This window comes from Enterobacter cloacae complex sp. R_G8, from assembly GCF_024599795.1.
In the GTDB taxonomy this organism is placed as follows: Bacteria; Pseudomonadota; Gammaproteobacteria; order Enterobacterales; family Enterobacteriaceae; genus Enterobacter; species Enterobacter dissolvens.
The window spans coordinates 2,100,311-2,124,856 of sequence record NZ_CP102246.1 but is presented as its reverse complement, the minus strand read 5'-3'; the positions used below and the strand labels follow the sequence as shown (position 1 = coordinate 2,124,856).

The following is a 24,546-nucleotide window of genomic DNA, read 5'->3' as shown; positions in this document are numbered from 1 at the left end:
GCGAAGCACGGCCAGACGCACGTTTGCTGTGCTCTTATTGCGCATTCTCACAAAAATTAACAAAATTATCCGACCGATAACAGGCCATAACGTCGTAAGGTGTAACGGAAGCGATTCATTTAACTGGAGTTACCATGCTGACACTTGATGCCCGCAAAACCGCGCTGGTGGTGATTGATTTGCAGGAAGGGATCCTTCCCTTTGCCGGTGGCCCGCACACCGCTGATGAAGTCGTCAGCCGTGCCGCCCGTCTGGCAGAAAAATGCCGCGCCAGTGGCGCACCGGTGATCATGGTGCGCGTGGGGTGGTCGGGCGATTTTGCCGAAGCGTTAAAACAGCCGGTTGACGCCCAGGCACCCGCGCACGCCCTGCCGGACAACTGGTGGACGTATCCGGTCTCGCTCGGCAAACGCGACAGCGATATCGAAGTGACCAAACGCCAGTGGGGCGCCTTCTACGGCACCGACCTGGAGCTGCAGCTGCGTCGCCGCGGTATCGACACCATTATCCTGTGCGGGATCTCCACCAACATCGGCGTGGAATCCACCGCCCGTAATGCCTGGGAGTTGGGCTTTAACCTGGTGATTGTCGAAGACGCATGCAGCGCGGCTTCCGCAGAACAGCACCAGGGCAGCATGACCCACATTTTCCCGCGTATCGGTCGCGTGCGCAGCACGGATGAGATTTTAAGCGCGTTATGATGTACGTGGGCCTGCCCCAATGGTCGCACCCGAAGTGGGTGCGCCTTGGCATAACCAGCCTTGAAGAGTACGCCCGGCACTTTAACTGCGTGGAGGGCAACACCACGCTGTATGCCCTTCCCCGGGCAGAGATTGTCGAGCGCTGGCGCGAGCAGACCACGGACGATTTCCGCTTCTGCTTTAAATTTCCGGCCACCATCTCCCATACTGCCGCGTTGCGAAATTGCGGTGATTTAACCGAAGAGTTCTTTGGCCGGATGTCGCCGCTGGCAAATCGTATCGGTCAGTACTGGCTGCAGCTTCCCGCCACCTTTGGTCCGCGCGATCTGCCCGCGCTCTGGCAATTTCTTGATGGCCTGTCCCGGGACTTTACCTACGGCGTTGAAGTGAGACATCCTGAATTTTTTGCCAAAGGTGAGGTGGAGAAAGCACTCAACCGGGGTTTGCATGAGCGCTCAGTCAACCGCGTCATCCTTGACAGTCGTCCTGTTCACAGCGCCATTGCGCATAACGAAGCCATTATTGATGCCCAGCGCAAGAAGCCCAAAGTACCGGTCCACGCCATCGTAACCGCGCAGAATCCGATGGTCCGGTTTATCGGCAGCGACAATATGCAGCAAAATCAGGAGATGTTCGCCGTCTGGCTGCAAACGTTAGCGAAATGGGAACACTCCACCACGCCGTATCTCTTCTTACATACGCCGGATATCGCCCAGGCCCCCGAACTGGTCGATACACTCTGGCAGGCCTTGCAAACCGCGGTTCCGTCGGTAGGCAGCGCGCCGTCCATCCCACAACAATCTTCTCTTTTCTGAGATCACGCCATATCATAGAGACGCCATCTGCCAAAACACAGGGAGTTTGTATGGTCAGCGCGTTGTATGCGGTGCTAGGTGCATTACTGCTGATTAAATTTTCATTTGATGTTGTGCGACTTAGAATGCAGTACCGCGTCTCATACGGCGACGGGGGGTTTTCCGAACTGCAAAGCGCTATCCGTATCCACGGCAACGCGGTTGAGTACATTCCGGTGGCACTCATTTTGCTGCTGTTTATGGAGATGAATGGCGCCGAAACCTGGATGGTACACATTTGTGGCCTGCTGCTGATTGCGGGTCGGTTGATGCATTATTACGGCTTTCACCACCGCTTATTCCGCTGGCGTCGTTCCGGCATGAGCGCGACATGGTGTTCGCTTTTGCTGATGGTGCTGGCTAACCTTTGGTATATGCCGTGGGAGTTGGTTTTCTCCTTCCGTTAGCGCACAATACGCCACTTTATTTTTCCCGGATTTTTACGTTATGTCAGATCGCGACACGCTTTTTTCCGCGCCTATCGCCAGCCTGGGCGACTGGACCTTTGATGAACGGGTAGCCGAAGTCTTCCCGGATATGATCCAGCGCTCTGTTCCCGGTTATTCCAATATTATCTCTATGATCGGCATGCTGGCTGAACGCTTCGTTCAACCCGGCACGCAGGTGTATGACCTGGGCTGCTCGCTCGGCGCGGCAACGCTGTCGGTACGTCGTAACGTTCATCACGAAGGCTGTAAGATTATCGCCGTCGATAACTCCCCGGCGATGGTTGAACGCTGCCGTCGCCATATTGATGCCTGGAAAGCGGCAACCCCGGTCGAGGTGGTTGAAGGCGATATTCGTGATATCGAAATCCACAACGCCTCGATGGTCGTACTGAATTTTACCCTGCAGTTTCTGGTGCCTGATGACCGCCAGCGGCTGCTGGACAAAATTTATCAGGGCCTTAACCCCGGTGGTGCGCTGGTGTTGTCCGAGAAATTCAGCTTTGAGGACGCGACCGTCGGCGAGTTGCTGTTCAACATGCACCACGATTTCAAACGGGCAAACGGCTACAGCGAACTGGAGATTAGCCAGAAACGCAGCATGCTGGAAAACGTGATGCTGACAGACTCCGTGGAAACCCATAAAGCCCGCCTGCGCCAGGCAGGCTTCGAGCACAGCGAACTGTGGTTCCAGTGCTTTAACTTTGGCTCCCTGGTGGCGCTGAAAGCTGAGGATGCCGCATGATTGAGTTTGGTAACTTCTATCAGCTGATTGCAAAAAATCATCTCTCCCACTGGCTGGAGACCCTGCCTGCGCAGATTGCCGCCTGGCAGCGCGATCAACAGCATGGGCTGTTAAAGCAGTGGTCAAATGCGGTGGAGTTTCTGCCGGAGCTGACGCCTCATCGTCTGGATCTGTTGCACAGCGTAACGGCAGAAAGCGCAGAGCCGCTTCCCGCCGGGCAGATTAATCGCATCGAAACGTTGATGCGTAACCTGATGCCATGGCGCAAAGGTCCCTTTTCGCTCTACGGGGTGAATATTAATACCGAATGGCGCTCAGACTGGAAATGGGATCGCGTTCTGCCGCATCTCTCCGACCTGACCGGCCGTACCATTCTGGACGTCGGCTGCGGTAGCGGTTACCACATGTGGCGCATGATTGGCGCGGGTGCGCATTTAGCCGTGGGCATCGATCCGATGCAGCTGTTCCTGTGCCAGTTCGAAGCCGTGCGTAAGTTGCTGGGTAACGACCAGCGTGCGCACCTGCTCCCACTGGGCATTGAGCAACTGCCAGCCCTGAAAGCGTTTGATACCGTCTTCTCCATGGGCGTGCTGTACCACCGCCGCTCCCCGCTGGAGCATCTGTGGCAGCTGAAAGATCAGCTGGTCAGCGGCGGCGAGCTGGTGCTGGAAACGCTGGTGGTGGAAGGCGATGAAAACACCGTGCTGGTGCCGGGTGACCGCTACGCGCAAATGCGTAACGTCTACTTCATCCCTTCCGCGCTGGCGCTGAAGAACTGGCTGGAGAAGTGTGGGTTTGTGGATGTGCGTATCGCCGACGTCTGCGTAACCTCCATCGAGGAGCAACGCCGTACAGACTGGATGGTGACCGAGTCGCTGGAGCAGTTCCTCGACCCAACCGACCACAGCAAAACCATCGAAGGCTATCCGGCACCGATGCGTGCGGTATTGATTGCCACCAAGCCGTAACCTTTTAGCCGGGTGGCGGCTGCGCCTTACCCGGCCTTCTCATCGCAGGTTTTCTCCAAAATATTTCAAGTTGCAGCAAGGCGGCAACGCAGCTGCGGCTTGAAATATGAAGGAGAAAAAAAGGCCCCTGTGTAATTGGCAGGGGCCTGGTACAAGCAAGCATCATATTGGGCGACATGATGCGCGGTAAAAATCGGTACGTTGCTACACGTGATGACGTTCAATCAGCGATTTCATTTCCGCAACCGACTCTCCCTCTACACCGTAGCGTGAGTACTCATCCGCTTCAGCATCCGTCGACATAGACAACCCTGTGTTGCGATAACGCATGGGCGACGGTATCCATTTCCCGGCAGAGCTATGAAGCTCTTCCACCCCGGCGTTTAAAAACAGTTCCAGATTGCTGGCACGAACTCCCGCGCCCGCCATTATTATTGGAACACCGGAATGTGCTTTTAGTTCCGTAATTAATTGCAGTCCTTTTTCAGCAGACGACTGCTGGCCCGATGTTAAAATGCGCGCTACGCCAAGTTCTGCAAGCGTATCAAACGCTTGCAACGGGTTTTTACACATATCAAAGGCCCGGTGAAAAGTCACTGCCATCCCCTTTGCGGCATCCATCACCTGGCGCATACGCGGTACATCGACGTTGCCTGCTTCATCAAGCAGCCCCGTCACCAGCCCCGGGAATCCCAGATCGCGAACAAGGGCGATATCTTCAAGCATGGCACTGAACTCGCCCGCCGTGTAACAAAAATCACCGCCACGAGGACGAATAATGGGGTGTACCGGAACGGTGACAGCCTGACGGGCAGACTTCAACACGCCGTACGAGGGCGTTAACCCCCCTTCTTTCGGTGCCGCGCACAGTTCAATGCGGTCAGCTCCCCGCTGTTGCGCCGTCACGGCACACTCCACGCTGTAACAACAAATCTCCAGCAGCGCCATCAACACCTCCTTAAATTCCGCTTAATGTACCATCATGACACGCCGCACCCGGACGGTCTTCGCGTGTTGTCACACCGCTTACCCTTCACTGGCAACGATCTGTTCAATCGTCCAGGGGTGAAACTTCACCGTCACCTGCCCGTCAGTCACCGCCAGCGTCGGGTTTGGTAAACGCTCGCGCTCGCCTTTCGGTGAACTCGTTTTCACAAAGATGCCCGGCTTGCTCAGCCCCTCATCAGACAGCAGCGCCAGCGCGCGGGCATTCAGCGTTTCGGGCTCGCCAGGCAGCACAATTTCGATATGCTCCCAGCCTTCATGCGGGTAACGCTTCTCTCCCGGCCACGGCAGCTCAACAACGCTAAATTGCCAGTGCGCTACGCAGACCGGCTCATGCAGTTTAAACAGGCAGATAGGACGGCCGTTGATGATGTTCTCAGAGAGCAGTTCCCCGCACTGTTCAAACCCACGGCGCCAGCGCTCGGCGGTGGCGTTCTGATGACAGCGCAAGGAGATGTGATCGGCCTCAAGCGGCGCAATATCCAGACCAAGACGGGTGGCAAGTTCTGTGAACGCCTGGGTGAAGCGCGGTAAATCTGCGGAAATATCATGCAGTTCGTCAATGGATTGCCAGTTCGCCATAAGTCAGTCTCTTATTGTGTCGCAAAGCCGCTAATTTACTCTGTTGCCCCCTTTTGACCAACAGTGGAATAACGGTTTTTGTGACTGCATGATTATGCACGCCTTCTTAGCCTGGATTCTGCGCGATCTTCGCCCCCCGCAATGCTGACGCCAGAAGGCATTTGCAGTATACTCCCGCCCTAAATTCTTTAACTGGCGCGGGCGGTGGTAAGCCCGCATCAAAAACGTAAGGTATCCAGGTGAATATTCAGGCTCTTCTCTCAGAAAAAGTCAGTCAGGCACTGATTGCCGCAGGCGCGCCTGCGGATTGCGAACCGCAGGTTCGTCAGTCAGCGAAAGTACAGTTTGGCGACTATCAGGCTAATGGCGTGATGGCAGTGGCTAAAAAACTGGGCATGCCGCCGCGACAACTGGCTGAGCAGGTGCTGACTCATCTGGATCTCACCGGCATTGCCAGCAAAACCGAAATCGCTGGCCCAGGCTTTATCAACATTTTCCTTGAGCCGGCCTTCCTGGCAAGCCACGTTGACGCCGCGCTGAAATCTGACCGTCTGGGTGTAACCCAACCAGAAGCGCAGACCGTGGTGATTGACTACTCCGCGCCAAACGTTGCAAAAGAGATGCACGTTGGCCACCTGCGTTCCACCATCATCGGTGACGCGGCAGTGCGCACCCTTGAGTTCCTCGGTCACAAGGTGATCCGGGCGAACCACGTGGGCGACTGGGGCACCCAGTTCGGTATGTTGATTGCTTACCTGGAAAAACAACAGCAGGAAAACGCGGGTGAGATGGCGCTGGCGGACCTGGAAGGGTTCTACCGTGAAGCCAAAAAACATTACGACGAAGATGAAGCCTTCGCCGAGCGCGCGCGCAGCTATGTGGTAAAACTGCAGGGCGGCGATCAGTACTTCCTTGAGATGTGGCGCAAGCTGGTTGACATCACCATGTCCCAGAACCAAATCACCTACAACCGTCTGAACGTGACCCTGACCCGCGATGACGTGATGGGTGAAAGCCTCTATAACCCAATGCTGCCTGGCATTGTGGCTGACCTGAAGGCCAAACAGCTGGCGGTTGAGAGCGAAGGCGCAACGGTGGTATTCCTTGATGAGTACAAAAACAAGGAAGGCGAACCGATGGGCGTAATCATCCAGAAAAAGGATGGCGGCTACCTCTACACCACCACCGATATCGCCTGCGCGAAGTACCGTTACGAAACGCTGCATGCTGACCGCGTGCTGTACTACATCGACTCCCGTCAGCACCAGCACCTGATGCAGGCGTGGACTATCGTGCGTAAAGCCGGTTATGTTCCCGATTGCGTACCGCTGGAACACCACATGTTCGGCATGATGCTGGGTAAAGACGGCAAGCCGTTCAAAACCCGTGCGGGCGGTACGGTGAAGCTGTCCGACCTGCTGGATGAAGCGCTGGAACGCGCCCGTCGCCTGGTGGCGGAGAAGAATCCGGATATGCCAGCCGATGAGCTGGAAAAACTGGCGAACGCGGTAGGTATCGGTGCGGTGAAATACGCGGATCTCTCCAAGAACCGTACCACCGACTATATCTTCGACTGGGACAACATGCTGGCGTTTGAAGGTAACACCGCGCCGTACATGCAGTATGCCTACACCCGCGTGCTCTCCGTGTTCCGTAAAGCGAATATCGATGAAAACGTGCTGGCGAATGCGACAGTGACCATTACCGAAGATCGCGAAGCCCAGCTGGCGGCGCGTCTGCTGCAGTTTGAAGAGACACTGTCTGTGGTCGCGCGCGACGGTACCCCGCACGTGATGTGTGCTTACCTCTACGATCTGGCCGGTCTGTTCTCCGGCTTCTACGAGCACTGCCCTATTCTGTCGGCGGAAAATGAATCGGTCCGCAACAGCCGCCTGAAGCTGGCACAGCTGACGGCGAAGACCCTGAAGCTGGGTCTGGATACCCTGGGTATCGAAACCGTAGAACGTATGTAATACAAAAAACCCGGCCAACATCGCCGGGTTTTTTTATGATCAGAAGTACTTCCGCAAATACTCCGTCAAACAGAGGATCGCCATTGCCTGACCATACGGCATCGACGTCAGCGGGATCTGGCGGTAAAACGCCAGATCGCTTCCCATCCCGGTTCCGAACGACGTTTGTAGCAGCTCCCCTTCCGGCGAGATATTTTTCACTATCCCTCGAATGGCTTTCTCCGCGACATCAGCATACTCCGCCGCCACATAGCGCTTACGCACGGCTTTGAGAATACCGTAGGCAAAGCCTGCCGTGGCCGACGCCTCCAGGTAGGAGTCAGGGTCGTCGAGCAGCGTATGCCACAGGCCGCTGTCATCCTGACATGTCGCCAGCGCCGCAATTTGCGCATTGAGCACCTGCGTCAGATAGCGGCGCACGGCGTTGTTTTCCGGCAGCTCGACCAGTTCGAGGAAGTCCGGGATCACGATGGTGAGCCAGCTGTTGCCACGCGCCCAGCGGGCATGGGCAAAGTTATGGTTGCCGTCATAGTTCCAGCCGTGGAACCACAGCCCGGTCTCCCGGTCCATCAGGTTCTGCACGTGCAGCAGGAACTGGTACACTGCCTCCTCAACGTATTCCGGTTTGTTCAGCAGCTTGCCAATTTTGGCCAGCGGCAGGACCGTCATCATCAGCGTATCATCCCACATCTGCTGCGCGTTCTCTTCCGCCAGGGTAATGTGCTGCATGCCGCCGTGTTCGGTACGGGGCATCTCGTGCATCGCCCATTCCGCCCAGCTCTCCAGCCACGGCAGCCAGGCCGGGTTTTTGGTCTCTTCATAGCGGTACGCCAGCGTCAGGAACGGCGACATGGTATTGACGTTTTTGGTGGTTGCCCCTTCCGCAAAACGGTCGGCAAACCAGGCGTCAATAATATCACGCATCCCTTCATCGCCGGTCTGGCAGTAGTACTGCCAGATACCGTACAGACCGACGCCATGCGTCCACTCCCACCCTGACCAGCCTTTGGTATCTATGACGCGCCCGTCGTCCAGCCGCAGCAAAAATTCACCCGTTTTGTCATGGATATTGACCAGGTTATGCGTCACCTTCTGAATCAGCGATTTCAGCTCGTCCCTGGCGATAAAACGCTCTGGCTGACGCAGTAAGGGGCTATGTTTGACAGGCCAAACTTTCATCATCTTAACCTCTGTTGTATGTCGAATTCAGTACCGCACGTCCCTTCAGCGAAGGCGCCGCTGGTTTATTGCGATTGAGATAACCAATGTTGTTATTGCCCCACAGGGATTCGAACGGCATACCGGCCAGCATTTCCACGGTGGCGCGGGCGTGCGGGGTGGCCGCTTCAGGCATCGCATGGCCGGACGCGCGCATTTTCGCGGTCTCTTCGCGCAGCGTGCTGTGGGTTTGCAGATTGAGCCTGAAACGCAGGGAGACCAGGAAGCCGCAGAACAGCACCAGAAGGGTTCCCACGCTTAAAATCAGCAGAATGGTGTGGCTTACCTCGGCAGGCTGGGTTTTCTGACCGCTGACAAACCCGGACATCTGCATCACGATGCCCACCAGCATTACCGCACCGGCCTGAGACGCTTTTCGGGTCAGCGTCATGATGCCGGCAAAGATGCCCTCGCGACGCTGGCCGGTGATCACTTCGTCCACGTCAGCAATGTAGGTATAGGTGTTCCACGGCACATAGTTGATACCGCCGCGACCGAGACCGGCAACCGCGGAGATAAGCAACAGCAGCGCGTAAACGTCGCTCAGTCCGGCGTAATACAGCACGGCGTAAGAGAGAGAGGCCAGGCCAAACAGCACCACCACCATGCGGTAAGACGGGGCAGGTCCAAAGCGAATGCACAGCGGGATCATCCCAATCACGGCGAGGAACTGGAAGATGGCCATCGTGCCCAGCAGGTTTGACGCCATTGAGGCCTCCTGCATCAACACAAACACCACGTAATAGGTAAACACGGCGTTGAAGACGTCCTGGGCGATATATCCCCCAAGGTACATGCCCAGGTGCTGACGGAAAATCTTGATGCGCAGCGTCGAGCTTAACTCCACAAACAGGCGGTTCAGGCTCTGGCCGAGGGTCAGTTTTTTCTTCTCTTCTTCCGCGCGCAGGGCCGCTTCGGACCACTCCTCGCGCGGGCGCTCCCAGGTGAAGAACCAGACAAAGGTCAGCATCAGCGCGCACAGCACCGAGAAGACCAGGCTTGCGTAGAAGAAAGAAATCGCGTTGTCTTTCCCAAAGTGGGTCAGCAGGATCCCCGGCAGGAACGAAGCCAGGATCGCGGACATCTGCGCCATCGAAATACGCGCACCGGAGAATTTGGTTTTCTGTTTAAAGTCATCGGTCATTTCCGGTACCAGCGTTTCATACGGCACCAGAATCATGGTGTAGACGATATCGAAGACCAGATAGGTCAGCAGGTAGTACCAGAAACTCATCTCCCCAACCCACATCAGGGAGTAGCTGAAGACGCAGGGAATACCGAGCAGAATAAAGAACTTGCGGCGGCCAAAGCGTTTGCCCAGCCAGGTCGTGCCAAAGTTATCGGTCAAAAAGCCCATTAACGGGCTGACCACCGCATCCAGCACCCTTGCCGCCGCAAAAATAAAGGTTGCTTCAATCGGAGTGAGTCCACAGAAGGTTGTATAAAAATACAAAAGCCAGGCCGCCGTCAGCGCGGTGGTTCCCGCGCCGAGGAAATCCCCTGCCCCGTATGCAAGATAGTTTGCGAGTCCAATTTTTCGTGTTTTCATTGCCGTCAACCCTAATCAGTTTTAGGAGCCCCCTGTAAGCAAACCTCATCCGGGAGTTTTTACACGGCTACAGTAGAATTAACGCCCTGTGGAAACCTTTCTGTTTCTGCCATCACACCGCAGGGGTTGGCAAAAACGCAAAGAGTGTCATTACGCGCGTCACTGATTTATAAAACAGCGTTTCTTTTACTTCAAAAGGCGAGGTCATTTTTGCGAGCCCGCTATCATTATCCTTGATAACGGGCGTTGAGGCGGGCAACTAGCGGTAGTTAACGATAACGGAATTACTCTGCACCTTGAGCGCCGGGATCAAGCGTCCGCCGCCTGGCACCTCCCAGATAAAGCGTAAAGGCTCTACAGCAGGTACGCCGTTGAACGCCTGGGTGGTGCCATTCTCTCCGTCGATTTCCGTGCAGCGGCTCTGGGAGCACAGACGCACCTGCAGCCCGGCGGGCGTCGGGCCAATCAGCGTGTAGTTCCACACCACCAGGCTCATCTGACCGGACACCGGTTCAGAGGGTGCCAGCGGGCGCGACGACATCGCCACGCCACGGTTGCTGAGGGTCACGCCAATGCTGCTGGCCTGCCAGGTACCTTCTCCGGCGGCCTGCGCCACCAGCGGGAAGAGTAAGAGCATTAACCACTTACGCATTATTTACCTCCAATCGTCGCCGTCATACGAATATGGCGATTATCAGACAGCTCCAGATTCGACAGCACAACCAGCTGGTTCAGGCTACGACGCAGGAAGCGTGACAGCAGCGGACGTAGCGCATGGTTAACCAGCAGCACCGGTGGCGCCCCCAGCATCTCCTGGCGCGCCAGCGCCTCCTGAGTTTGCGCCAGCAGACGGTCCGCAAGACCTGGCTCCAGCCCGCCACCGCCCTGCAGGGCCTGCAGCAGCAGGCGTTCCAGCGGTGTATCAAGGCCAATCACCTGCACTTCACCGGTGCCCGGGAACCACTGCTGCGTGATTGCGCGGCCCAGCGCCACACGCACCACCGCCGTCAGTTCGTGCGGATCGCTTTGCAGCGGCGCATGCTCGGCGAGGGTTTCCAGAATGGTGCGCATATCGCGGATCGGCACTTTTTCATCAAGCAGGTTTTGCAGCACCTTATGCAGCGTGGTCAACGTCAGCACGCCCGGCACCAGATCTTCCGTCAGCTTCGGCATCTCCTGGCTCACGCGGTCAAGCAACTGCTGAGCTTCCTGGCGGCCAAACAGTTCTGCTGAGAACTGCCCAATCAGGTGGTTAAGATGGGTGGCCACCACGGTACTGGCTTCCACCACGGTATACCCCTGAATTTGTGCCTGCTCTTTCAGCGCGCTTTCAATCCAGATAGCGGCCAGACCAAACGCGGGATCGATAGTCTGTTCACCCGGCAGCGTACCGGCGGCTGTGCCCGGGTTAATCGCCAGCCAGCGCCCCGGATACGCATCACCGCTGCCAATCTCTACCCCTTTCATCAGAATACGGTAGCGTGCTGGCGGAAGATCCATGTTGTCGCGGATGTGCACAACCGGCGGCAGGAAGCCCATATCCTGAGCGAATTTTTTACGGATACTGCGAATGCGGCCAAGCAGCTCGCCATCCTGCTGGAAATCGACCATCGGGATCAGACGGTAACCCACTTCCATCCCCAGGGAATCTTCCAGTTGAACGTCGTTCCAGGTGGCTTCCACGGCCTGCGTGTTCTCCGGCATTTTAACCGGCACAGGTTCTGCCGCCGGTTTCATTTCGCGGCCACGCATCCACCAGGCCAGGCCCAGCAGCGCCGCCGTGAACAGCAGGAACACCAGGTTCGGCATGCCCGGCACCAGACCGAGCAGACCCAGCACCGCCGCCGCCAGCAGCATGACGCGCGGGTTGCTGAACAGCTGCCCGACCATCTGCTCACCAACGTCCTGATCGGTACTGACGCGGGTGACGATCACGCCCGCGGCGGTCGAAATCACCAGCGCCGGGATCTGGGCCACCAGACCGTCACCGATGGTCAGCAGCGTATAGCTTTCCGCCGCGTGTCCCATGTCCATGCCATGCTGCAGAACACCCACCAGCAGGCCGCCCACCACGTTAATCACCATGATGAGAATGCCCGCGATGGCATCACCACGCACAAACTTACTCGCACCGTCCATCGAGCCGTAGAAGTCCGCTTCCTGGGTCACTTCCGCACGGCGTTTTTTCGCTTCATCTTCCGCGATGAGTCCGGCGTTGAGGTCGGCGTCGATCGCCATCTGCTTACCTGGCATCCCGTCCAGCACAAAGCGCGCGCCAACTTCCGCGATACGCCCCGCACCTTTAGTGATAACCATAAAGTTGATGATAACGAGGATGACGAACACCACGATGCCGATGGCAAAGTTACCGCCCACGAGGAAGTGGCCGAACGCCTCGACCACTTTACCGGCCGCTGCCGCACCGGTATGCCCTTCCATCAGGATGATACGCGTGGACGCCACGTTCAGCGCCAGTCGCAGCAAGGTGGTAAACAGCAGAATGGTCGGGAACGCCGCGAACTCAAGGGTACGCTGGGTGAACATCGCCACCAGCAGCACCATAATGGACAACGCAATGTTGAAAGTGAAAAGCAGATCGAGGATGAATGCCGGCAGCGGCAATACCATCATCGACAGGATTAGCAGGATGAGGATCGGCCCGGCAAGGATCTGCCATTGGGTCGATTTCAGGTTGCCGGGCAGGCGCAACATTGCCACCAGATTAGCCATCAGTGTCCTTCTCGTTCATAAAATCCAGCGCAGCAGGCACCGGAAGGTTCTCAGGTTTCACAGGTCGTTGACCGCCGGCCAGACGCCAGCGTTTCAACTGCCATACCCAGGCCAGTACTTCCGCCACGGCGGCGTAGAGTTGTCCTGGGATCTGTTGTCCAATTTCAGCGTGGCGGTACAACGCTCGCGCCAGCGGCGGTGCTTCCAGTATTGGCACCCGGTTTTCCGTGCCAATCTCGCGGATGCGCAGGGCGATTAAGCCCGCCCCCTTCGCCACCACTTTCGGCGCGCTCATTTTGTTCTCGTCATACTGCAGCGCAACGGAATAGTGGGTCGGGTTGGTGACGATAACGTCGGCTTTCGGCACATCTTCCATCATCCGTCGACGGGCGGCGGCGCGCTGCATCTGGCGGATACGCCCTTTCACGTGCGGGTCACCCTCCATCTGCTTATATTCGTCGCGGATATCCTGGCGCGACATGCGCAGTTTTTTGAAGTGGCTATACAGCTGGAAGATAACGTCGAATCCCACCATCGGGATGATGCTGAGGACCACCAGCAGCGCACAGAGTCCGACCAGATTCAGCGCATTGCTCATCGCGGTAAGAGGAGATTCGCTGATAAGCCGCATCATTTCCGGCCAGTTATGCCAGAGGTAAAATCCCGCAGCACTGCCCATCAGCGCCGCTTTGAGAATGGCTTTAAGCAGTTCTGCCCCGGTCTGGGCGGAGAACATTTTCGCGATGCCCGACAGCGGGTTCAGTTTGGAAAATTTCGGTTGCAGCGATTTGGTGCTGAAGACCAGGCCGCCGAGCATCACCGGCGAGATCAGCGCAACCAGCACAACCCCGGTAATGAGGGGCAGCAGCGCGACCATGGCCCCTTTAATAAGCTGAATAATCTGGCTGAGGATAAGGTTTGGGTCGTTGACCATACTGTGGTCGAAACGTAAGCCGGCAGAGAGCATCCCCGCCAGTTTTCGGGCGAGCGACTCCCCACCCCACCAGATGATGCACACACCCACAATAAGGATCAGCAGGGATGTCAGCTCTCGGGATCGGGGGATCTGCCCTTCCTCACGCGCTTTTTCAAGTCGGTGGGGTGTGGGGGCTTCTGTTTTGTCGTCGTTCTCTTCTGCCACAGTGCATGCCCGGCCTGTTAAGTCACGGGTATCATGCCAGCGCAGCGGAAATCCAATGGCGGGAAAAGCCCGTTTATTCGGGCTCTTTTCGGTGATTCTGCGTTAACCGCCTCAGGTGCATGAGCCCCTGAGGCGGAAAGGCGTATCAGAAGCCGAGGCTGTCCAGCAGGTCGTCTACCTGATCCTGGCTTGCCACCACGCCCGCTTTGGTGGCGTCGAGTTGTGGGCCATTGAGCAGGCTTTCGTTCTCGCGTTTCGGACGTGCAGCCGGTTCCGGGATGTTCTCGAGCAGCACCATCAGCAGCTGACGTTCAATCTCCTGAATGACATCCATCATGCGCTTGATAACCTGACCGGTCAGGTCCTGGAAATCCTGCGCCATCATGATGTCCAGCAGCTGAGCGTTGGTAAAGCTGGTGTGGCCCGGTACATCACCCAGGAACTGACGGGTATCCGTCACCAGCTCGCGGGCATCCGCCAGCTCGATAGGGTTCTCAAACCACTCATCCCAGCGTTTGGTCAGCGCCTTCGCGCCCTTTTCCATCGCATCCTGGTGCGGTTGTGACGCTTCAACGCTGTTCAGCGCACGTTCAGCCGCTTGCGCGGTCATCTGCACAACATAGTCCAGACGGTCACGCGCGTCAGGAATTGCTTCCGCCGCTTCTGCGATAGCCTGGTCCAGCCCCAGTTCACGCAGGCTGTCACGCAGCATGCGTGTCAGGCTGCCGATGCGGGCAATGATATCGCTGGGCGAATGTTCTTCAACGGGTTTCATAGCAGGTTGCATCATAACCAACACCTCACATGCCGAGTTTCTCGAAGATCTTACCGAGCTTCTCTTCCAGGGTCGCCGCGGTGAAAGGTTTCACCACATAGCCGCTTGCGCCCGCCTGTGCCGCGGCAATGATGTTCTCTTTTTTCGCTTCTGCGGTCACCATCAGCACCGGCATTGAAGCCATGCCCGCGTCCGCGCGGATGGTTTTCAGCAGTTCCAGACCATCCATGTTCGGCATGTTCCAGTCAGAGATAACAAAACCAAACCCGCCCGCCTGCAGTTTGTTCAGCGCATCCACGCCGTCTTCTGCTTCTTCAACGTTGTTGAAGCCCAACTCTTTCAGCAGGTTGCGCACGATGCGACGCATGGTGGAAAAGTCATCCACAACCAAAAACTTAAGCTCTTTATCCGCCATAAAATAATACTCCTGAGTCAAATACGTATTGCCTGTCCGGCACTGATTTTCGCCAGCATCTGCTGGCTCACCTGGCTAAGATCGACCACTTCGCTCACGCCACCCATATTGATGGCTTCGCGCGGCATGCCGAACACCACACAACTTGCTTCATTCTGCGCAATCGTCCAGGCGCCAGCCTGGTGCATTGCAAGCATTCCGGCGGCACCATCGTTGCCCATCCCCGTCAGGATCACCCCAACGGCGTTGCGCCCCGCATGTTTCGCCACCGAATGAAACAGCACATCCACCGACGGACGGTGCCGGTTAACCGGCGGCCCGTCATGAATTTTGATTTGATAGTTAGCGCCGCTGCGCGCCAGCTCCATATGCTTATCGCCCGGTGCGATATAGGCATGCCCCGGGAGTACACGCTCGCCATCTTCCGCCTCTTTCACGCTGATCTGGCACAGCTTGTTCAGACGCTCCGCGAACGAGCGGGTAAAACCTGGCGGCATATGCTGAGTGATCAGAATACCCGGACTGGAAAGCGGCAATGGCTGGAGTACATGGCGAATTGCCTCTGTTCCTCCGGTTGATGCGCCAATCACCAGTAGTTTTTCCGAGCTGAGTAACGGCCCCGCCTTCAACGTTGCCGGAACAGCCGTTGGCGTGTGAGCGGCGAGTTTGGCGCGCGACGCGGTGCGGATCTTCTCGGCGATCATTTCGCTGTACGCCAGCATGCCTTCACGAATGCCAAGCTGGGGTTTGGTGACGAAATCCACCGCCCCCAGCTCCAGCGCACGCAGGGTGATTTCCGAACCTTTCCCGGTCAGGGATGAAACCATCACCACCGGCATCGGACGCAAACGCATCAACTTCTCAAGGAAATCTATGCCATCCATGCGCGGCATCTCGACATCCAGCGTCAGCACGTCGGGGTTATATTTTTTAATTAAATCCCGCGCTACCAGCGGATCCGGCGCGGTAGCGACCATCTCCATGTCGCTGTGGCTATTGATGATTTCAGTCATGATCTGGCGCATCAGCGCCGAATCATCGACAGACAATACCCTGATTTTACTCATGCTTTTTCCTTACTCAGCGCATATACCGTTTGCCCACGCAGGCTAAACTCACGCACGAGGTTGCTGAAGTTTTCCGAGTGCCCGGCAAACAGTAAACCGTCAGGCTTGAGCAACGGAACAAACCGACGCAGAATGTCCTGTTGCGTCGTTTTATCAAAATAGATCATGACGTTACGGCAGAAAATGGCGTCGAACGGCCCCGGCACGTTGTACTGCTTATCCAGCAGGTTAACCGGCGCGAATTCAACACAGTTCGCCAGCTCCTGACGCACGCGCACCAGCCCTTCATGCGGGCCGGTACCGCGCATGAAATAACGCTGTAACTGCTGAGGCGACAGCGTCTTCAGTTCATCCTGGCGATACACGCCGTTACGCGCCTTCTCCAGCACTTCGGTATCAATATCGCTGGCGTACACTTTCCAGCGTCCCGGCGCCATTCCCAGGGTATCGGCAAGGGTGATCGCCAGCGAGTACGGCTCTTCACCGGTCGAGGCCGCCGCACTCCAGACGCGATACTCCCCACTGCGGCGACGGGCGTGCTCTGCCAGCACCGGGAAGTGATGAGCTTCACGGAAAAAGGCCGTCAGGTTGGTGGTTAACGAGTTGATAAAAGCCTGCCACTCGGCGCTGTTCTGATTCGCTTCGAGCATGCTCAGGTAGCGACCAAAATCATCCAGCCCCAGCGTACGCAAGCGCCGTACCAGACGGTTGTAGACCATGTCTCGCTTATGGTCAGCAAGCACGATCCCTGCACGCTGGTAAATTAACTGACATATCCGACGAAAATGCGCGTCGGACAGCGCGAGGCGCTGTGTCATCTGCAACAATAATGACGTTTGCCCTGGGGGCATTGGTGATGTCATAGCGCCTTCTTAATTACATTCAGGATACAACTGGCACGGCCTGCGACCGCCCGACTTCTGTTACTGCTTCAACGTGCTCTTTGACATTAAATACCGCGACCAGCCCGGTCAGATGATCGGCCTGACTGGCCAGCTGATCGGTTGCCGCTGCCGCTTCCTCCACTAACGAGGCGTTCTGCTGCGTGACCTGGTCCATCTGGCTTACCGCCTGGGCCACCTGCTCAATCCCGCGACGCTGCTCATCAGACGCCGAGGCAATTTCACCCATGATGTCGTTCACCCGCGTCACGGAGGTGACAATCTCGTGCATGGTTTTCGCCGCCGTATCCACCAGGGCGGAGCCTTGCTGAACGCGGGAGACGGACTCTTCAATCAGCCCCTTGATCTCTTTCGCCGCGTTGGCGCTGCGGCTCGCCAGGTTACGGACTTCACCCGCCACCACCGCAAACCCACGCCCCTGCTCACCGGCACGCGCCGCTTCCACAGCCGCGTTCAGCGCCAGGATGTTGGTCTGGAAGGCAATACCGTCAATCACGCTGATGATGTCGCCAATTTTCTGCGAACTGGCGGCAATATCCTGCATGGTGCTGGCCACATGAGACGCCTGGTCGCCCCCCTTCTTCGCCGTCATTGCCGCCTGTTTCGACAGGTCAGACGCCTGACGGGCGTTATCGGCGTTCTGGCTTACCGTCGCGGTCAGCTGTTCCATGCTGGCCGCCGTCTGTGCCAGCGAAGCCGCCTGCTGCTCAGTGCGGGAAGAGAGATCGTTATTGCCTGCCGCAATCTCTGAGATCCCGGTGTGCATGGCATAGCTGCCCTGACGCACATCGGAGACCGTTTCCCGCAGCGATCCCTGCATGGCCTTCAGGCTGGCAAAGATCGCTGAGATTTCGTTCTTACCGTACACCGCCACCGGACGCGCCAGATCCCCCTTCGCGATACTGTCGAAGTGGCTACTGATAATGGCCAGCGGCTGAACAATCATCCTGCGCGACCAGAGCAGCGCGGCACCGGTCAGCAGCGCCGCCAGAATCACCACCACGGTAAAAATCACGCCGGACATGTGGTAGCTCGTACGGCTGCTCTCCCCTGCGCGCTGCACAAACTGGTTAATGTCCTGCTGCCAGGCGTTAAAGCTGTCATCAAACGCCGCCTGTGAGGCCTGCACCGGCGCGGTCATAAAGTCCGAGAGCTGGTTGTTCTCAAGCCAGGTCGCCTGGTGATCCAGATCGCTGTGCCACTGCTCAAAGTTCTTTTTCATAGCAGCCTTCAGCGCCTTCCCTTTTTCGCTGACATCGTCATGCGCGATGAACGTTTTGAACTGCGCGTCGGCCTGCTTAAGGCTGTTGCGCGCCGTCGCCATCAGCGCCTTGATATCATCCGGCGGATAACTCAGCGCGGTTAAGGTTCCTGCCTTGTTCAGCGCAGTGCTTGCCTGCAACAGCACGGCACGCGTTTGTGCCAGTGCGGAGCGCTGCTGATTACTCGCCTCAACTTCCTGCAAATTCTGATAACCATCGCGAAACGCCCAAAACGACAACCCGTTACTGCCAACCTGCAACACACCGCAAAGGATCAGAATCAAAAACAGTGTGGTCGAGATACGAATACGATTTAACATCCACGCTCCCATCAAGCGGCAAGCAGCCGCGGTTTAAATGTCAGTCAAAATGTTTCCCAGTTTTCATCTTGTCCGGTCGTCGCAGTGCGGGTACGCGTGACCGCCGGCTCAGCGGCTGGCGCACGATACGTGGCTTGCGGGGTGACCGTATTTCCAGCGTGTGAAGCGAGACGAAACGCCGAGACGGCCATCTTCAGACGGCTCGCCTGGTCTTCCAGCGCAGCGGCCGCCGCGGCGGACTCCTGCACCAGGGCGGCGTTTTGTTGTGTCACGCGATCCATTTCCGATACCGCCAGGGCAACCTGGTCAATACCACGACTCTGCTCATCAGAGGCAGAGGCGATTTCACCCATGATGTCCGTTACGCGGGTAACGGCATTCACGATGTCATTCATGGTCTCCCCTGCGCTTTCCACCAGCACGGAGCCGGTATCCACACGGGAAACGGAGTCTTCAATCAGGGCCTTAATCTCTTTCGCCGCGTTAGCGCTGCGGCTGGCGAGGTTACGCACTTCGCCGGCCACCACCGCAAACCCACGCCCCTGCTCACCCGCACGCGCGGCCTCAACGGCGGCGTTCAGCGCCAGGATGTTGGTCTGGAAGGCAATGCCGTCGATGACGCTGATGATGTCAGCGATTTTCTTCGAGCTGTCGGCGATTTCGTGCATGGTTTTCACCACCCCATCCACCACCCGACCGCCGCGCTGCGCCGTCTCGGACGCGCTCTCTGCCAGCTGAGAAGCCTGACGCGCGTTATCCGCGTTCTGCTTCACGGTGGCGGTGAGTTGTTCCATGCTGGCCGCGGTCTCTTCCAGCGCGGAGGCCTGTTGTTCGGTACGGGAAGAGAGATCGTTATTGCCCATCGCAATTTCGCTGGTGCCGGTGTAGATGGCATCCGTGCCGCTACGCACGTTGGCAACGGTATCGATAAGCGAACGCTGCATGTGGTCTACGCTGTTGGCCAGTTCGGTGATTTCGTTACGCCCGGAGACGGTGAGCGTTTTGGTCAGATCGCCGCCGGCAATCTCGCGGATATGGGCAATGACGCGGCCCAGTGGGTTCAACAGGCTATGGCGAATGCCGTACCAAACCGCGATCAGCACGATCACCAGCGCCAGCGCCATCACCGCCATCTGCCATTTGGCAAAGCGGTAGTCATTCTGGCTTTCCGTAAAGGCCGAGTGGTAGAGATCTGCGCTGGCTTTGGCGTATTCACCCAGCGCCGCGCCGAGCGCGTTTTGCATCCCCTGGGTCGGCTGGGCGAAATAGGCGTCCATGTTGCCGCTTTCCAGGAACTGGATAAGCTCCGTCAGACCGGCATAGTAGGCGTTGTATTTTTCATCGATATTCTGGCTCACCTGCTCCATGGCAGGCTGCGGGGTGATCTTCTTGAAGGTATCGTAATGCTTTGCGGCATCCGCAAGGGTTGCGCGGGCATTTTTCAGCAGATCGGTTTTCGCACTGCTCTGCTGATTGTTGGGATCCATCATCATGCGTGCGGAGGAGCGGCTCAGGTTGATACGCGTTTGCAGCATCAGATCCCACGTTGAGGTGAGTTCACTCTGCTGCAGGCGCAGGTCGTTTGAGGCGGCGAAACTGTCCTGATTCTGCTTTAACGACGAGAAAAAAAGCCCACCGGAGATAAGCTGAAGTAGTGCGAAAATGACCAGCACCATCATGAGCATTGTGACAACGCGGATACGGTTCAACATACAACACCTTCTCATAGATTTATTAACGGTGTTATCGGCACAGGCCACAGGAACTTTACATTTGCGAAAGGGAAAAGCGCGGGCCTTAAAACGCCACGTCTACGATCAGCGTGTCGGTGTAGGTTCCGGCGGGGGGTGTGGCTTGTGTGGTCAGGACTTTGGCGGTGTAGTTGTAGGTACGCAGTAAACCGTCGGTACTGATCTGCGACGACGTCGCGCTGGTCCAGCGCTCGGTGCCGCTGCTGCCCCAGCGGTTGGTGGTGGCTTCTTTATAGATGTCGTAACTCATGTAATTACTGCCGCTCACCATGCTACGAACGTTGTTAAGCGCGTTGGCACCATTGTTAATCCCTATGGTATAGGTACTGCCTTTGGTGCAGGTGACGGCAATCGCCTGCGAGACGGTGGGAAAACTTTGTACCAGCGGTGCGCTGTTGAAATTCACGTCCGGGGTGCTCATGGTGCTGCAATCGTTAGTGACGGTCATGTTGAGAAGGATCGTGGTGGTGGCCGTGCCGGTTTGCGGTGTCAGGCAAAGTCCGGCAGCGCCAACGGCACAAACGTTGTAATTAATGCTGAATGTCAGCAGCACCTGATACGGCCCGGCCGAGACATTCTGCCCCGGCACCGTGCGGAAATAGAGCGGAATGTTGTAGCGCTTCGACCCCAGCAGCCCGAGCAGCGTGTTCCCGCTCCAGGTATAGGCATTACCGATCTGCACTTCGCTGCTACCGCCACAGCCGGAGGCCGCGCACAGGCGCGCGGGTATGACATCGGTAATAGCCGCATTGTCCGTGCGCTTCAGGGTGGCGCGGCTGTTGGCGAAGATCGATGCCGAGGTGTAAGTCAGCGCCACCGAGTCGTTGGTAAGCAGGTTGAGGACCGTATCGCAGGCAACCACCAGCGTGCCGGTGGTTTCCACTTCCCCGGTTCCGCTCAGCGCGAACGAGGTCACGCTGCCAAACGACGCATTCACCGTACTGACGGTGCAGGCCGCGCCGCTGGCACCGGAGAAGAGCAGCAAAATCACCAGCAGAAAACGCGTCACCGTGCCTCCCGACATACCAGCGGCCCGTAGGTTTGCAGCCTGTGTTCCGGGTTCGCGCCAACGGTCAGCGTCGCCTGGCACCGTTTCCCCGTCGGGGTGATCACCTCCAGCGAATTGACGTCGCTGAGATTTTCCAGCCACGCAATCCCGTCATACCCCACCACTGCGTTGCTGCGCGAGGCGCGTCTGACCTGGCTGCCCACCGGAATAGCCTGCCCCTGCGCATCCTGCAGTATGACGCTGGCCACCCGCTCCTGCTCCATCGGGAAGTCCACCAGATAGCCACTGTGGCGGCGGATCGCGATCCGGCGCTCGGTCTCTTTCAGACGCGTATCGGCAGGCAGATTCAGGGTGTCAATGCGGTAACTGGCCGGGTAATAGGCTGATACACCGCTCACCAGCAGGTAGCCGTTGCGATTCGTTTTACCGACCGGCTGGTTCTCGTAGCTGACGGGCACATCCGGGTGACCATCGGTGCTGATCACTACAAAGGCGTCGTTGATTTTATTCGCCGCGAACAGTTCCCCGTCCATCAGCACAATGGAGCCCAGCGCCTCGCTCCACCAGGTCATCATGTCCTTTTCCCCGTAGGCCCCGCCCTGCAGTTCGATATTGTTATTACGCCAGCCCAACGTTCCCTGCTGATAATTATTCGCCCGTGACTGATGTGCCCATGCCATGTTCCAGCTCAAACCGCCATCGGAAGGCATGGAGTGGTTGTAGTTGATACGTTGCGTGCTGCCTGCCTCCGGCGTGTTTTCGAAGGTGACCGCGGCGCTGTCCCGTTCCCCAAAGGGGACCTGTAACGAGAGTGCAACCGTCCAGTCCCCCCGCTGCTGATCACGGCTTGCGGCAAGATAGAGACTGCTCGCGCCCCACAGGTTGCGGCTCCAGGAGAGGTTAAGCAGTTCCGTTTTCTGGCTGTCAAAACTCTCCACACCGATCCAGGCGGCCCCGATGTTGCCGTACTGCCCAAGATTAAAGGTCAGGGAATATTGATCGGTATTGCGGCTGAAGCTGGCGATTGGCCTGTCGTTTTCGTCATACACCGTCGGCTGGTCATAGAGGGCCAGGTTGCCAAAGCCGCGATCGCGTCGTGTATGTTGGGTCGCCAGACTAAATTCGCTGGTGCTGTACTGATAGCCCCAGGCGATCTGCCCGCCCTCATCACCGCGCATGCGGCTTTGGGTATACGCGGTATTCACAACGCCAAAGCGCCCCAGCTTCACCACCGTCCCCGCCCCGCCCAGCGCCAGCGTCTCTGCACCCTCTGCGTGTCCCTCCAGGGTCAGCCAGTCCGTTACCCCGTAGCGATACGAACCACTGCCCGCCGCCGGACCGTAGTCGAAGTTATCAATCCCGTAATTACGCCGCAGGCTACCCAGCGTGACCGCCCCATCACTCAGCCCTTGTTTGAGGAGTTCGCTGGTGACATAAAAGGGCAGCGTGGTGCTCACCTGGCGTCCCAGCGCATCGGTGGTGATCAGTACCGCATCGCCGGCCCCGTTGATATAGGGCAGATTCGTTAAGGTGAAGGGGCCCGGCTGAAGCTGCGTGGAGCCAGACCGATAGCCATTAATAAAGAGATCGACCGAGGTGGGAACCGCGGCTTCTCCGGAGAATTCCGGCAGTGGCCAGGTCACCAGATCCGGGCGCAGGGAGAAATCGCGCCCGTAGCTGATCCCGCCCATGCGCACGCTGGTGCTCCAGCTCAGGGCATCGCTGATCACATCCCCGGCTGTCCAGGTGGTGGCGTCGTCTTCGTTAGTGATTAGCAGGGTGGTGTCATAGCGAACGTAACCCGCCTGCTGGCCATTATCGCCCGCGAAATTTTTCCGCACATAACCGGTTGAAGAGAGCGAACCGCCCTCATTGAAGTAGCGGAACTCATGCCAGAGTGAGGCCTGACCGCCAACATGTTCCGTGTGGTTGGTATACAGATCGTAATTCAGCAGCGCCCCACGTCCAAAGTGAGGTTTACTTTGCGCGGTTTGCCCGCCAAAGGAGGTCACCCGGGAGGCTACCCAGTCGCGAGGAACGGTCAGGAGCAGACGCTGTCCGGCGCTGTCATACGCCACACGAACCTGTGAAAGTGACGCGAGATCCACCTCGCCTGTCGGGACATGCTCCGGCGGCAGCCCGGCGCGCAACAGGTCGGCACTGGAGATGAAGTAAGCCCCTTTGCGCTGCGTCACGGGCACCACCAGACCGGTATCGTAGTGGTTCAGCACGAGGGCAAGCTGAAAAACCGCCTCATCGTTCACCGCCCGGGCCTCGGGAGGCGGCGGTAAACTGTCATCGCCGGGTTCAGCCCAGGTGCTGGTCGTGACGCAAAGCAGGATCATCATCGCCGGTTTCAGTTGACGGGCGTCGACTGCCATTGCTCATCCCTGGCATTAATCTGCGCGCGCATCTGGTCTGGCTGCCGAATGCCGGCCGGAATGGCCCAGCTGCGGGTACTGCCCGCCAGCACGTAGCCCAGCAATCCCTCGGCAACAGGACGTTTCTGCCCGTCCTGTACCAGCGAAACCTGGCTGAGTCTGACATGGACATCGCCCCGGTTGTTCACCTCCAGGTGAGGCTGTCCGCCCTCATGCGTTACCCGCCAGCTCAACGTGCGGGTATCCACCAGCGCATGGTGTGCCCCCTCTTTGCGTGTCGGGATCCCCTGCCCATAGACAAAAAGGGGAATGGAATAACGCATCTGCAGTTTGAGGCCGATAGCCGGTTCGGCTTTGTTATCCGGCTGAGGGATTTCATCGACAATAATGCGGTAGGCCTGTTCGACCCCCACCGGAACCGTCCCCTGTTTGATAAGACGAATAAGCTGTTTGCTGCCCGCTGCGATGGTGACGATGGGCGGGCTGGCGACCACATCCTGCTGGGTGCTGTAACGTTCGAACCCGCCCTCCTGCTTCCAGCGCACAATGCGTACCTGCATGGTGGTTGGGCTGTTCCCTTGATTCTGGATCCACAGCTCCGTGGCTTTGGCGTCTGCCGCCAGCCAGGGATCGATAGGCCATAACAGAATGGTGGCGGCCGCCTGTACGTGGCCTGCCGTCACGGCCATCACCCCCAGCAGACTTCCCAGACACATGCGCCTGAAATATGCCGTCATCGTCTCTCTCCCTTT

The 24,546-nt window shown here is 57.7% G+C and carries 22 protein-coding genes; 6 read left to right on the top strand and 16 right to left on the bottom strand.

The genetic code is table 11. The annotated features are described in order from the left end of the window. Window positions 1-134 precede the first annotated feature (134 nt). From NQ842_RS10085 to cmoB, 5 genes are read left to right on the top strand one after another with little or no spacing between them, the layout of a single operon-like run. On the top strand, window positions 135-701 hold the full coding sequence (locus NQ842_RS10085; protein WP_257256798.1) for a hydrolase: 567 nt from the start codon (window positions 135-137) through the stop codon (window positions 699-701). Next, window positions 698-1,516: a DUF72 domain-containing protein gene (locus NQ842_RS10080; RefSeq protein WP_046888025.1), complete on the top strand. Its 819-nt coding sequence runs from the start codon at window positions 698-700 to the stop codon at window positions 1,514-1,516. Before NQ842_RS10085 ends, NQ842_RS10080 begins: the two co-directional genes overlap by 4 nt. A 50-nt stretch (window positions 1,517-1,566) precedes the next feature. Then, complete coding sequence (locus tag NQ842_RS10075) at window positions 1,567-1,962, top strand: MAPEG family protein (protein ID WP_013096077.1); 396 nt, start codon at window positions 1,567-1,569, stop codon at window positions 1,960-1,962. A 40-nt stretch (window positions 1,963-2,002) separates the two neighbouring features. Next, entirely contained in the window at window positions 2,003-2,746 is a 744-nt protein-coding gene (gene cmoA / locus NQ842_RS10070; RefSeq protein ID WP_013096076.1) for a carboxy-S-adenosyl-L-methionine synthase CmoA, read from the top strand. Further along, complete coding sequence (gene cmoB, locus NQ842_RS10065; protein WP_014832409.1) at window positions 2,743-3,714, top strand: tRNA 5-methoxyuridine(34)/uridine 5-oxyacetic acid(34) synthase CmoB; 972 nt, start codon at window positions 2,743-2,745, stop codon at window positions 3,712-3,714. The genes cmoA and cmoB overlap by 4 nt, the downstream gene beginning before the upstream one ends. Before the next feature lie 204 nt (window positions 3,715-3,918). Here cmoB and cutC read toward each other — a convergent pair whose 3' ends face one another. Both cutC and NQ842_RS10055 read right to left on the bottom strand, forming a co-directional pair. After that, window positions 3,919-4,662 (bottom strand): copper homeostasis protein CutC, encoded by a 744-nt coding sequence (gene cutC, locus NQ842_RS10060; RefSeq protein WP_182382038.1) that lies wholly within the window; start codon window positions 4,660-4,662, stop codon window positions 3,919-3,921. Window positions 4,663-4,740: 78 nt separating this feature from the next. Next, window positions 4,741-5,301 (bottom strand): VOC family protein, encoded by a 561-nt coding sequence (locus NQ842_RS10055; protein WP_050860134.1) that lies wholly within the window; start codon window positions 5,299-5,301, stop codon window positions 4,741-4,743. A gap of 239 nt (window positions 5,302-5,540) precedes the next feature. Here NQ842_RS10055 and argS point away from each other — a divergent pair, with 239 nt between their 5' ends. Beyond that, window positions 5,541-7,274 carry an arginine--tRNA ligase gene (gene argS, locus NQ842_RS10050; RefSeq protein ID WP_248059755.1) on the top strand — a complete coding sequence of 578 codons (1,734 nt, stop codon included), beginning with the start codon at window positions 5,541-5,543 and terminating at the stop codon, window positions 7,272-7,274. Between the two features lie 39 nt (window positions 7,275-7,313). Here the strand turns inward: argS and NQ842_RS10045 are convergent, their stop codons facing one another. From NQ842_RS10045 to NQ842_RS09980, 14 genes are all read right to left on the bottom strand, one after another. Beyond that, the gene (locus NQ842_RS10045) at window positions 7,314-8,453 is read right to left on the bottom strand and encodes a glycoside hydrolase family 105 protein (protein ID WP_063412860.1); all 1,140 of its coding nucleotides are present in this window, start codon (window positions 8,451-8,453) and stop codon (window positions 7,314-7,316) included. Window positions 8,454-8,457: 4 nt separating this feature from the next. Further along, a complete protein-coding gene (locus NQ842_RS10040) occupies window positions 8,458-10,041 on the bottom strand; it encodes an MFS transporter (protein WP_047360931.1) in 1,584 nt (527 codons plus the stop codon). A gap of 259 nt (window positions 10,042-10,300) precedes the next feature. Beyond that, complete coding sequence (locus tag NQ842_RS10035; protein WP_014832416.1) at window positions 10,301-10,693, bottom strand: flagellar protein FlhE; 393 nt, start codon at window positions 10,691-10,693, stop codon at window positions 10,301-10,303. Next, window positions 10,693-12,771 carry a flagellar biosynthesis protein FlhA gene (gene flhA, locus NQ842_RS10030; RefSeq protein ID WP_014832417.1) on the bottom strand — a complete coding sequence of 693 codons (2,079 nt, stop codon included), beginning with the start codon at window positions 12,769-12,771 and terminating at the stop codon, window positions 10,693-10,695. The genes NQ842_RS10035 and flhA overlap by 1 nt, the downstream gene beginning before the upstream one ends. After that, window positions 12,764-13,912 carry a flagellar biosynthesis protein FlhB gene (gene flhB, locus NQ842_RS10025; protein ID WP_013096066.1) on the bottom strand — a complete coding sequence of 383 codons (1,149 nt, stop codon included), beginning with the start codon at window positions 13,910-13,912 and terminating at the stop codon, window positions 12,764-12,766. The genes flhA and flhB overlap by 8 nt, the downstream gene beginning before the upstream one ends. A gap of 145 nt (window positions 13,913-14,057) precedes the next feature. After that, a complete protein-coding gene (cheZ, locus tag NQ842_RS10020; protein ID WP_013096065.1) occupies window positions 14,058-14,702 on the bottom strand; it encodes a protein phosphatase CheZ in 645 nt (214 codons plus the stop codon). A gap of 10 nt (window positions 14,703-14,712) precedes the next feature. Then, the gene (gene cheY / locus NQ842_RS10015) at window positions 14,713-15,102 is read right to left on the bottom strand and encodes a chemotaxis response regulator CheY (RefSeq protein WP_008500431.1); all 390 of its coding nucleotides are present in this window, start codon (window positions 15,100-15,102) and stop codon (window positions 14,713-14,715) included. Window positions 15,103-15,119: 17 nt separating this feature from the next. Further along, entirely contained in the window at window positions 15,120-16,169 is a 1,050-nt protein-coding gene (locus NQ842_RS10010; protein ID WP_014832418.1) for a chemotaxis response regulator protein-glutamate methylesterase, read from the bottom strand. Further along, window positions 16,166-17,032, bottom strand: coding sequence for a protein-glutamate O-methyltransferase CheR (cheR, locus tag NQ842_RS10005; protein WP_014170664.1), 867 nt, complete (start codon window positions 17,030-17,032; stop codon window positions 16,166-16,168). The genes NQ842_RS10010 and cheR overlap by 4 nt, the downstream gene beginning before the upstream one ends. 19 nt (window positions 17,033-17,051) lie before the next feature. After that, complete coding sequence (gene tap / locus NQ842_RS10000) at window positions 17,052-18,653, bottom strand: methyl-accepting chemotaxis protein IV (protein ID WP_046888020.1); 1,602 nt, start codon at window positions 18,651-18,653, stop codon at window positions 17,052-17,054. 44 nt (window positions 18,654-18,697) lie between these two features. Beyond that, window positions 18,698-20,365 (bottom strand): methyl-accepting chemotaxis protein II, encoded by a 1,668-nt coding sequence (gene tar, locus NQ842_RS09995; RefSeq protein ID WP_257256796.1) that lies wholly within the window; start codon window positions 20,363-20,365, stop codon window positions 18,698-18,700. A gap of 85 nt (window positions 20,366-20,450) precedes the next feature. Continuing rightward, a complete protein-coding gene (locus NQ842_RS09990) occupies window positions 20,451-21,413 on the bottom strand; it encodes a spore coat U domain-containing protein (protein WP_257256795.1) in 963 nt (320 codons plus the stop codon). Continuing rightward, window positions 21,410-23,794, bottom strand: coding sequence for a fimbria/pilus outer membrane usher protein (locus tag NQ842_RS09985; RefSeq protein WP_046888018.1), 2,385 nt, complete (start codon window positions 23,792-23,794; stop codon window positions 21,410-21,412). The genes NQ842_RS09990 and NQ842_RS09985 overlap by 4 nt, the downstream gene beginning before the upstream one ends. Next, on the bottom strand, window positions 23,770-24,531 hold the full coding sequence (locus NQ842_RS09980) for a molecular chaperone (protein WP_014832423.1): 762 nt from the start codon (window positions 24,529-24,531) through the stop codon (window positions 23,770-23,772). The genes NQ842_RS09985 and NQ842_RS09980 overlap by 25 nt, the downstream gene beginning before the upstream one ends. Window positions 24,532-24,546: the final 15 nt, after the last annotated feature.

Excerpts from the sequence above, each read along its gene's own strand:
- NQ842_RS10040 (WP_047360931.1), bottom strand. The coding sequence starts at position 10,041 with ATGAAAACACGAAAAATTGGACTCGCAAACTATCTTGCATACGGGGCA.
- cheR (WP_014170664.1), bottom strand. The coding sequence starts at position 17,032 with ATGACATCACCAATGCCCCCAGGGCAAACGTCATTATTGTTGCAGATG.
- cheY (WP_008500431.1), bottom strand. The coding sequence starts at position 15,102 with ATGGCGGATAAAGAGCTTAAGTTTTTGGTTGTGGATGACTTTTCCACC.
- tap (WP_046888020.1), bottom strand. The coding sequence starts at position 18,653 with ATGTTAAATCGTATTCGTATCTCGACCACACTGTTTTTGATTCTGATC.
- NQ842_RS10055 (WP_050860134.1), bottom strand. The coding sequence starts at position 5,301 with ATGGCGAACTGGCAATCCATTGACGAACTGCATGATATTTCCGCAGAT.
- NQ842_RS10080 (WP_046888025.1), top strand. The coding sequence starts at position 698 with ATGATGTACGTGGGCCTGCCCCAATGGTCGCACCCGAAGTGGGTGCGC.
- NQ842_RS09980 (WP_014832423.1), bottom strand. The coding sequence starts at position 24,531 with ATGACGGCATATTTCAGGCGCATGTGTCTGGGAAGTCTGCTGGGGGTG.
- cmoA (WP_013096076.1), top strand. The coding sequence starts at position 2,003 with ATGTCAGATCGCGACACGCTTTTTTCCGCGCCTATCGCCAGCCTGGGC.
- NQ842_RS10075 (WP_013096077.1), top strand. The coding sequence starts at position 1,567 with ATGGTCAGCGCGTTGTATGCGGTGCTAGGTGCATTACTGCTGATTAAA.
- NQ842_RS10035 (WP_014832416.1), bottom strand. The coding sequence starts at position 10,693 with ATGCGTAAGTGGTTAATGCTCTTACTCTTCCCGCTGGTGGCGCAGGCC.
- NQ842_RS10010 (WP_014832418.1), bottom strand. The coding sequence starts at position 16,169 with ATGAGTAAAATCAGGGTATTGTCTGTCGATGATTCGGCGCTGATGCGC.
- NQ842_RS10045 (WP_063412860.1), bottom strand. The coding sequence starts at position 8,453 with ATGAAAGTTTGGCCTGTCAAACATAGCCCCTTACTGCGTCAGCCAGAG.
- cmoB (WP_014832409.1), top strand. The coding sequence starts at position 2,743 with ATGATTGAGTTTGGTAACTTCTATCAGCTGATTGCAAAAAATCATCTC.
- tar (WP_257256796.1), bottom strand. The coding sequence starts at position 20,365 with ATGTTGAACCGTATCCGCGTTGTCACAATGCTCATGATGGTGCTGGTC.
- cheZ (WP_013096065.1), bottom strand. The coding sequence starts at position 14,702 with ATGATGCAACCTGCTATGAAACCCGTTGAAGAACATTCGCCCAGCGAT.
- flhA (WP_014832417.1), bottom strand. The coding sequence starts at position 12,771 with ATGGCTAATCTGGTGGCAATGTTGCGCCTGCCCGGCAACCTGAAATCG.
- NQ842_RS10085 (WP_257256798.1), top strand. The coding sequence starts at position 135 with ATGCTGACACTTGATGCCCGCAAAACCGCGCTGGTGGTGATTGATTTG.
- NQ842_RS09985 (WP_046888018.1), bottom strand. The coding sequence starts at position 23,794 with ATGGCAGTCGACGCCCGTCAACTGAAACCGGCGATGATGATCCTGCTT.
- cutC (WP_182382038.1), bottom strand. The coding sequence starts at position 4,662 with ATGGCGCTGCTGGAGATTTGTTGTTACAGCGTGGAGTGTGCCGTGACG.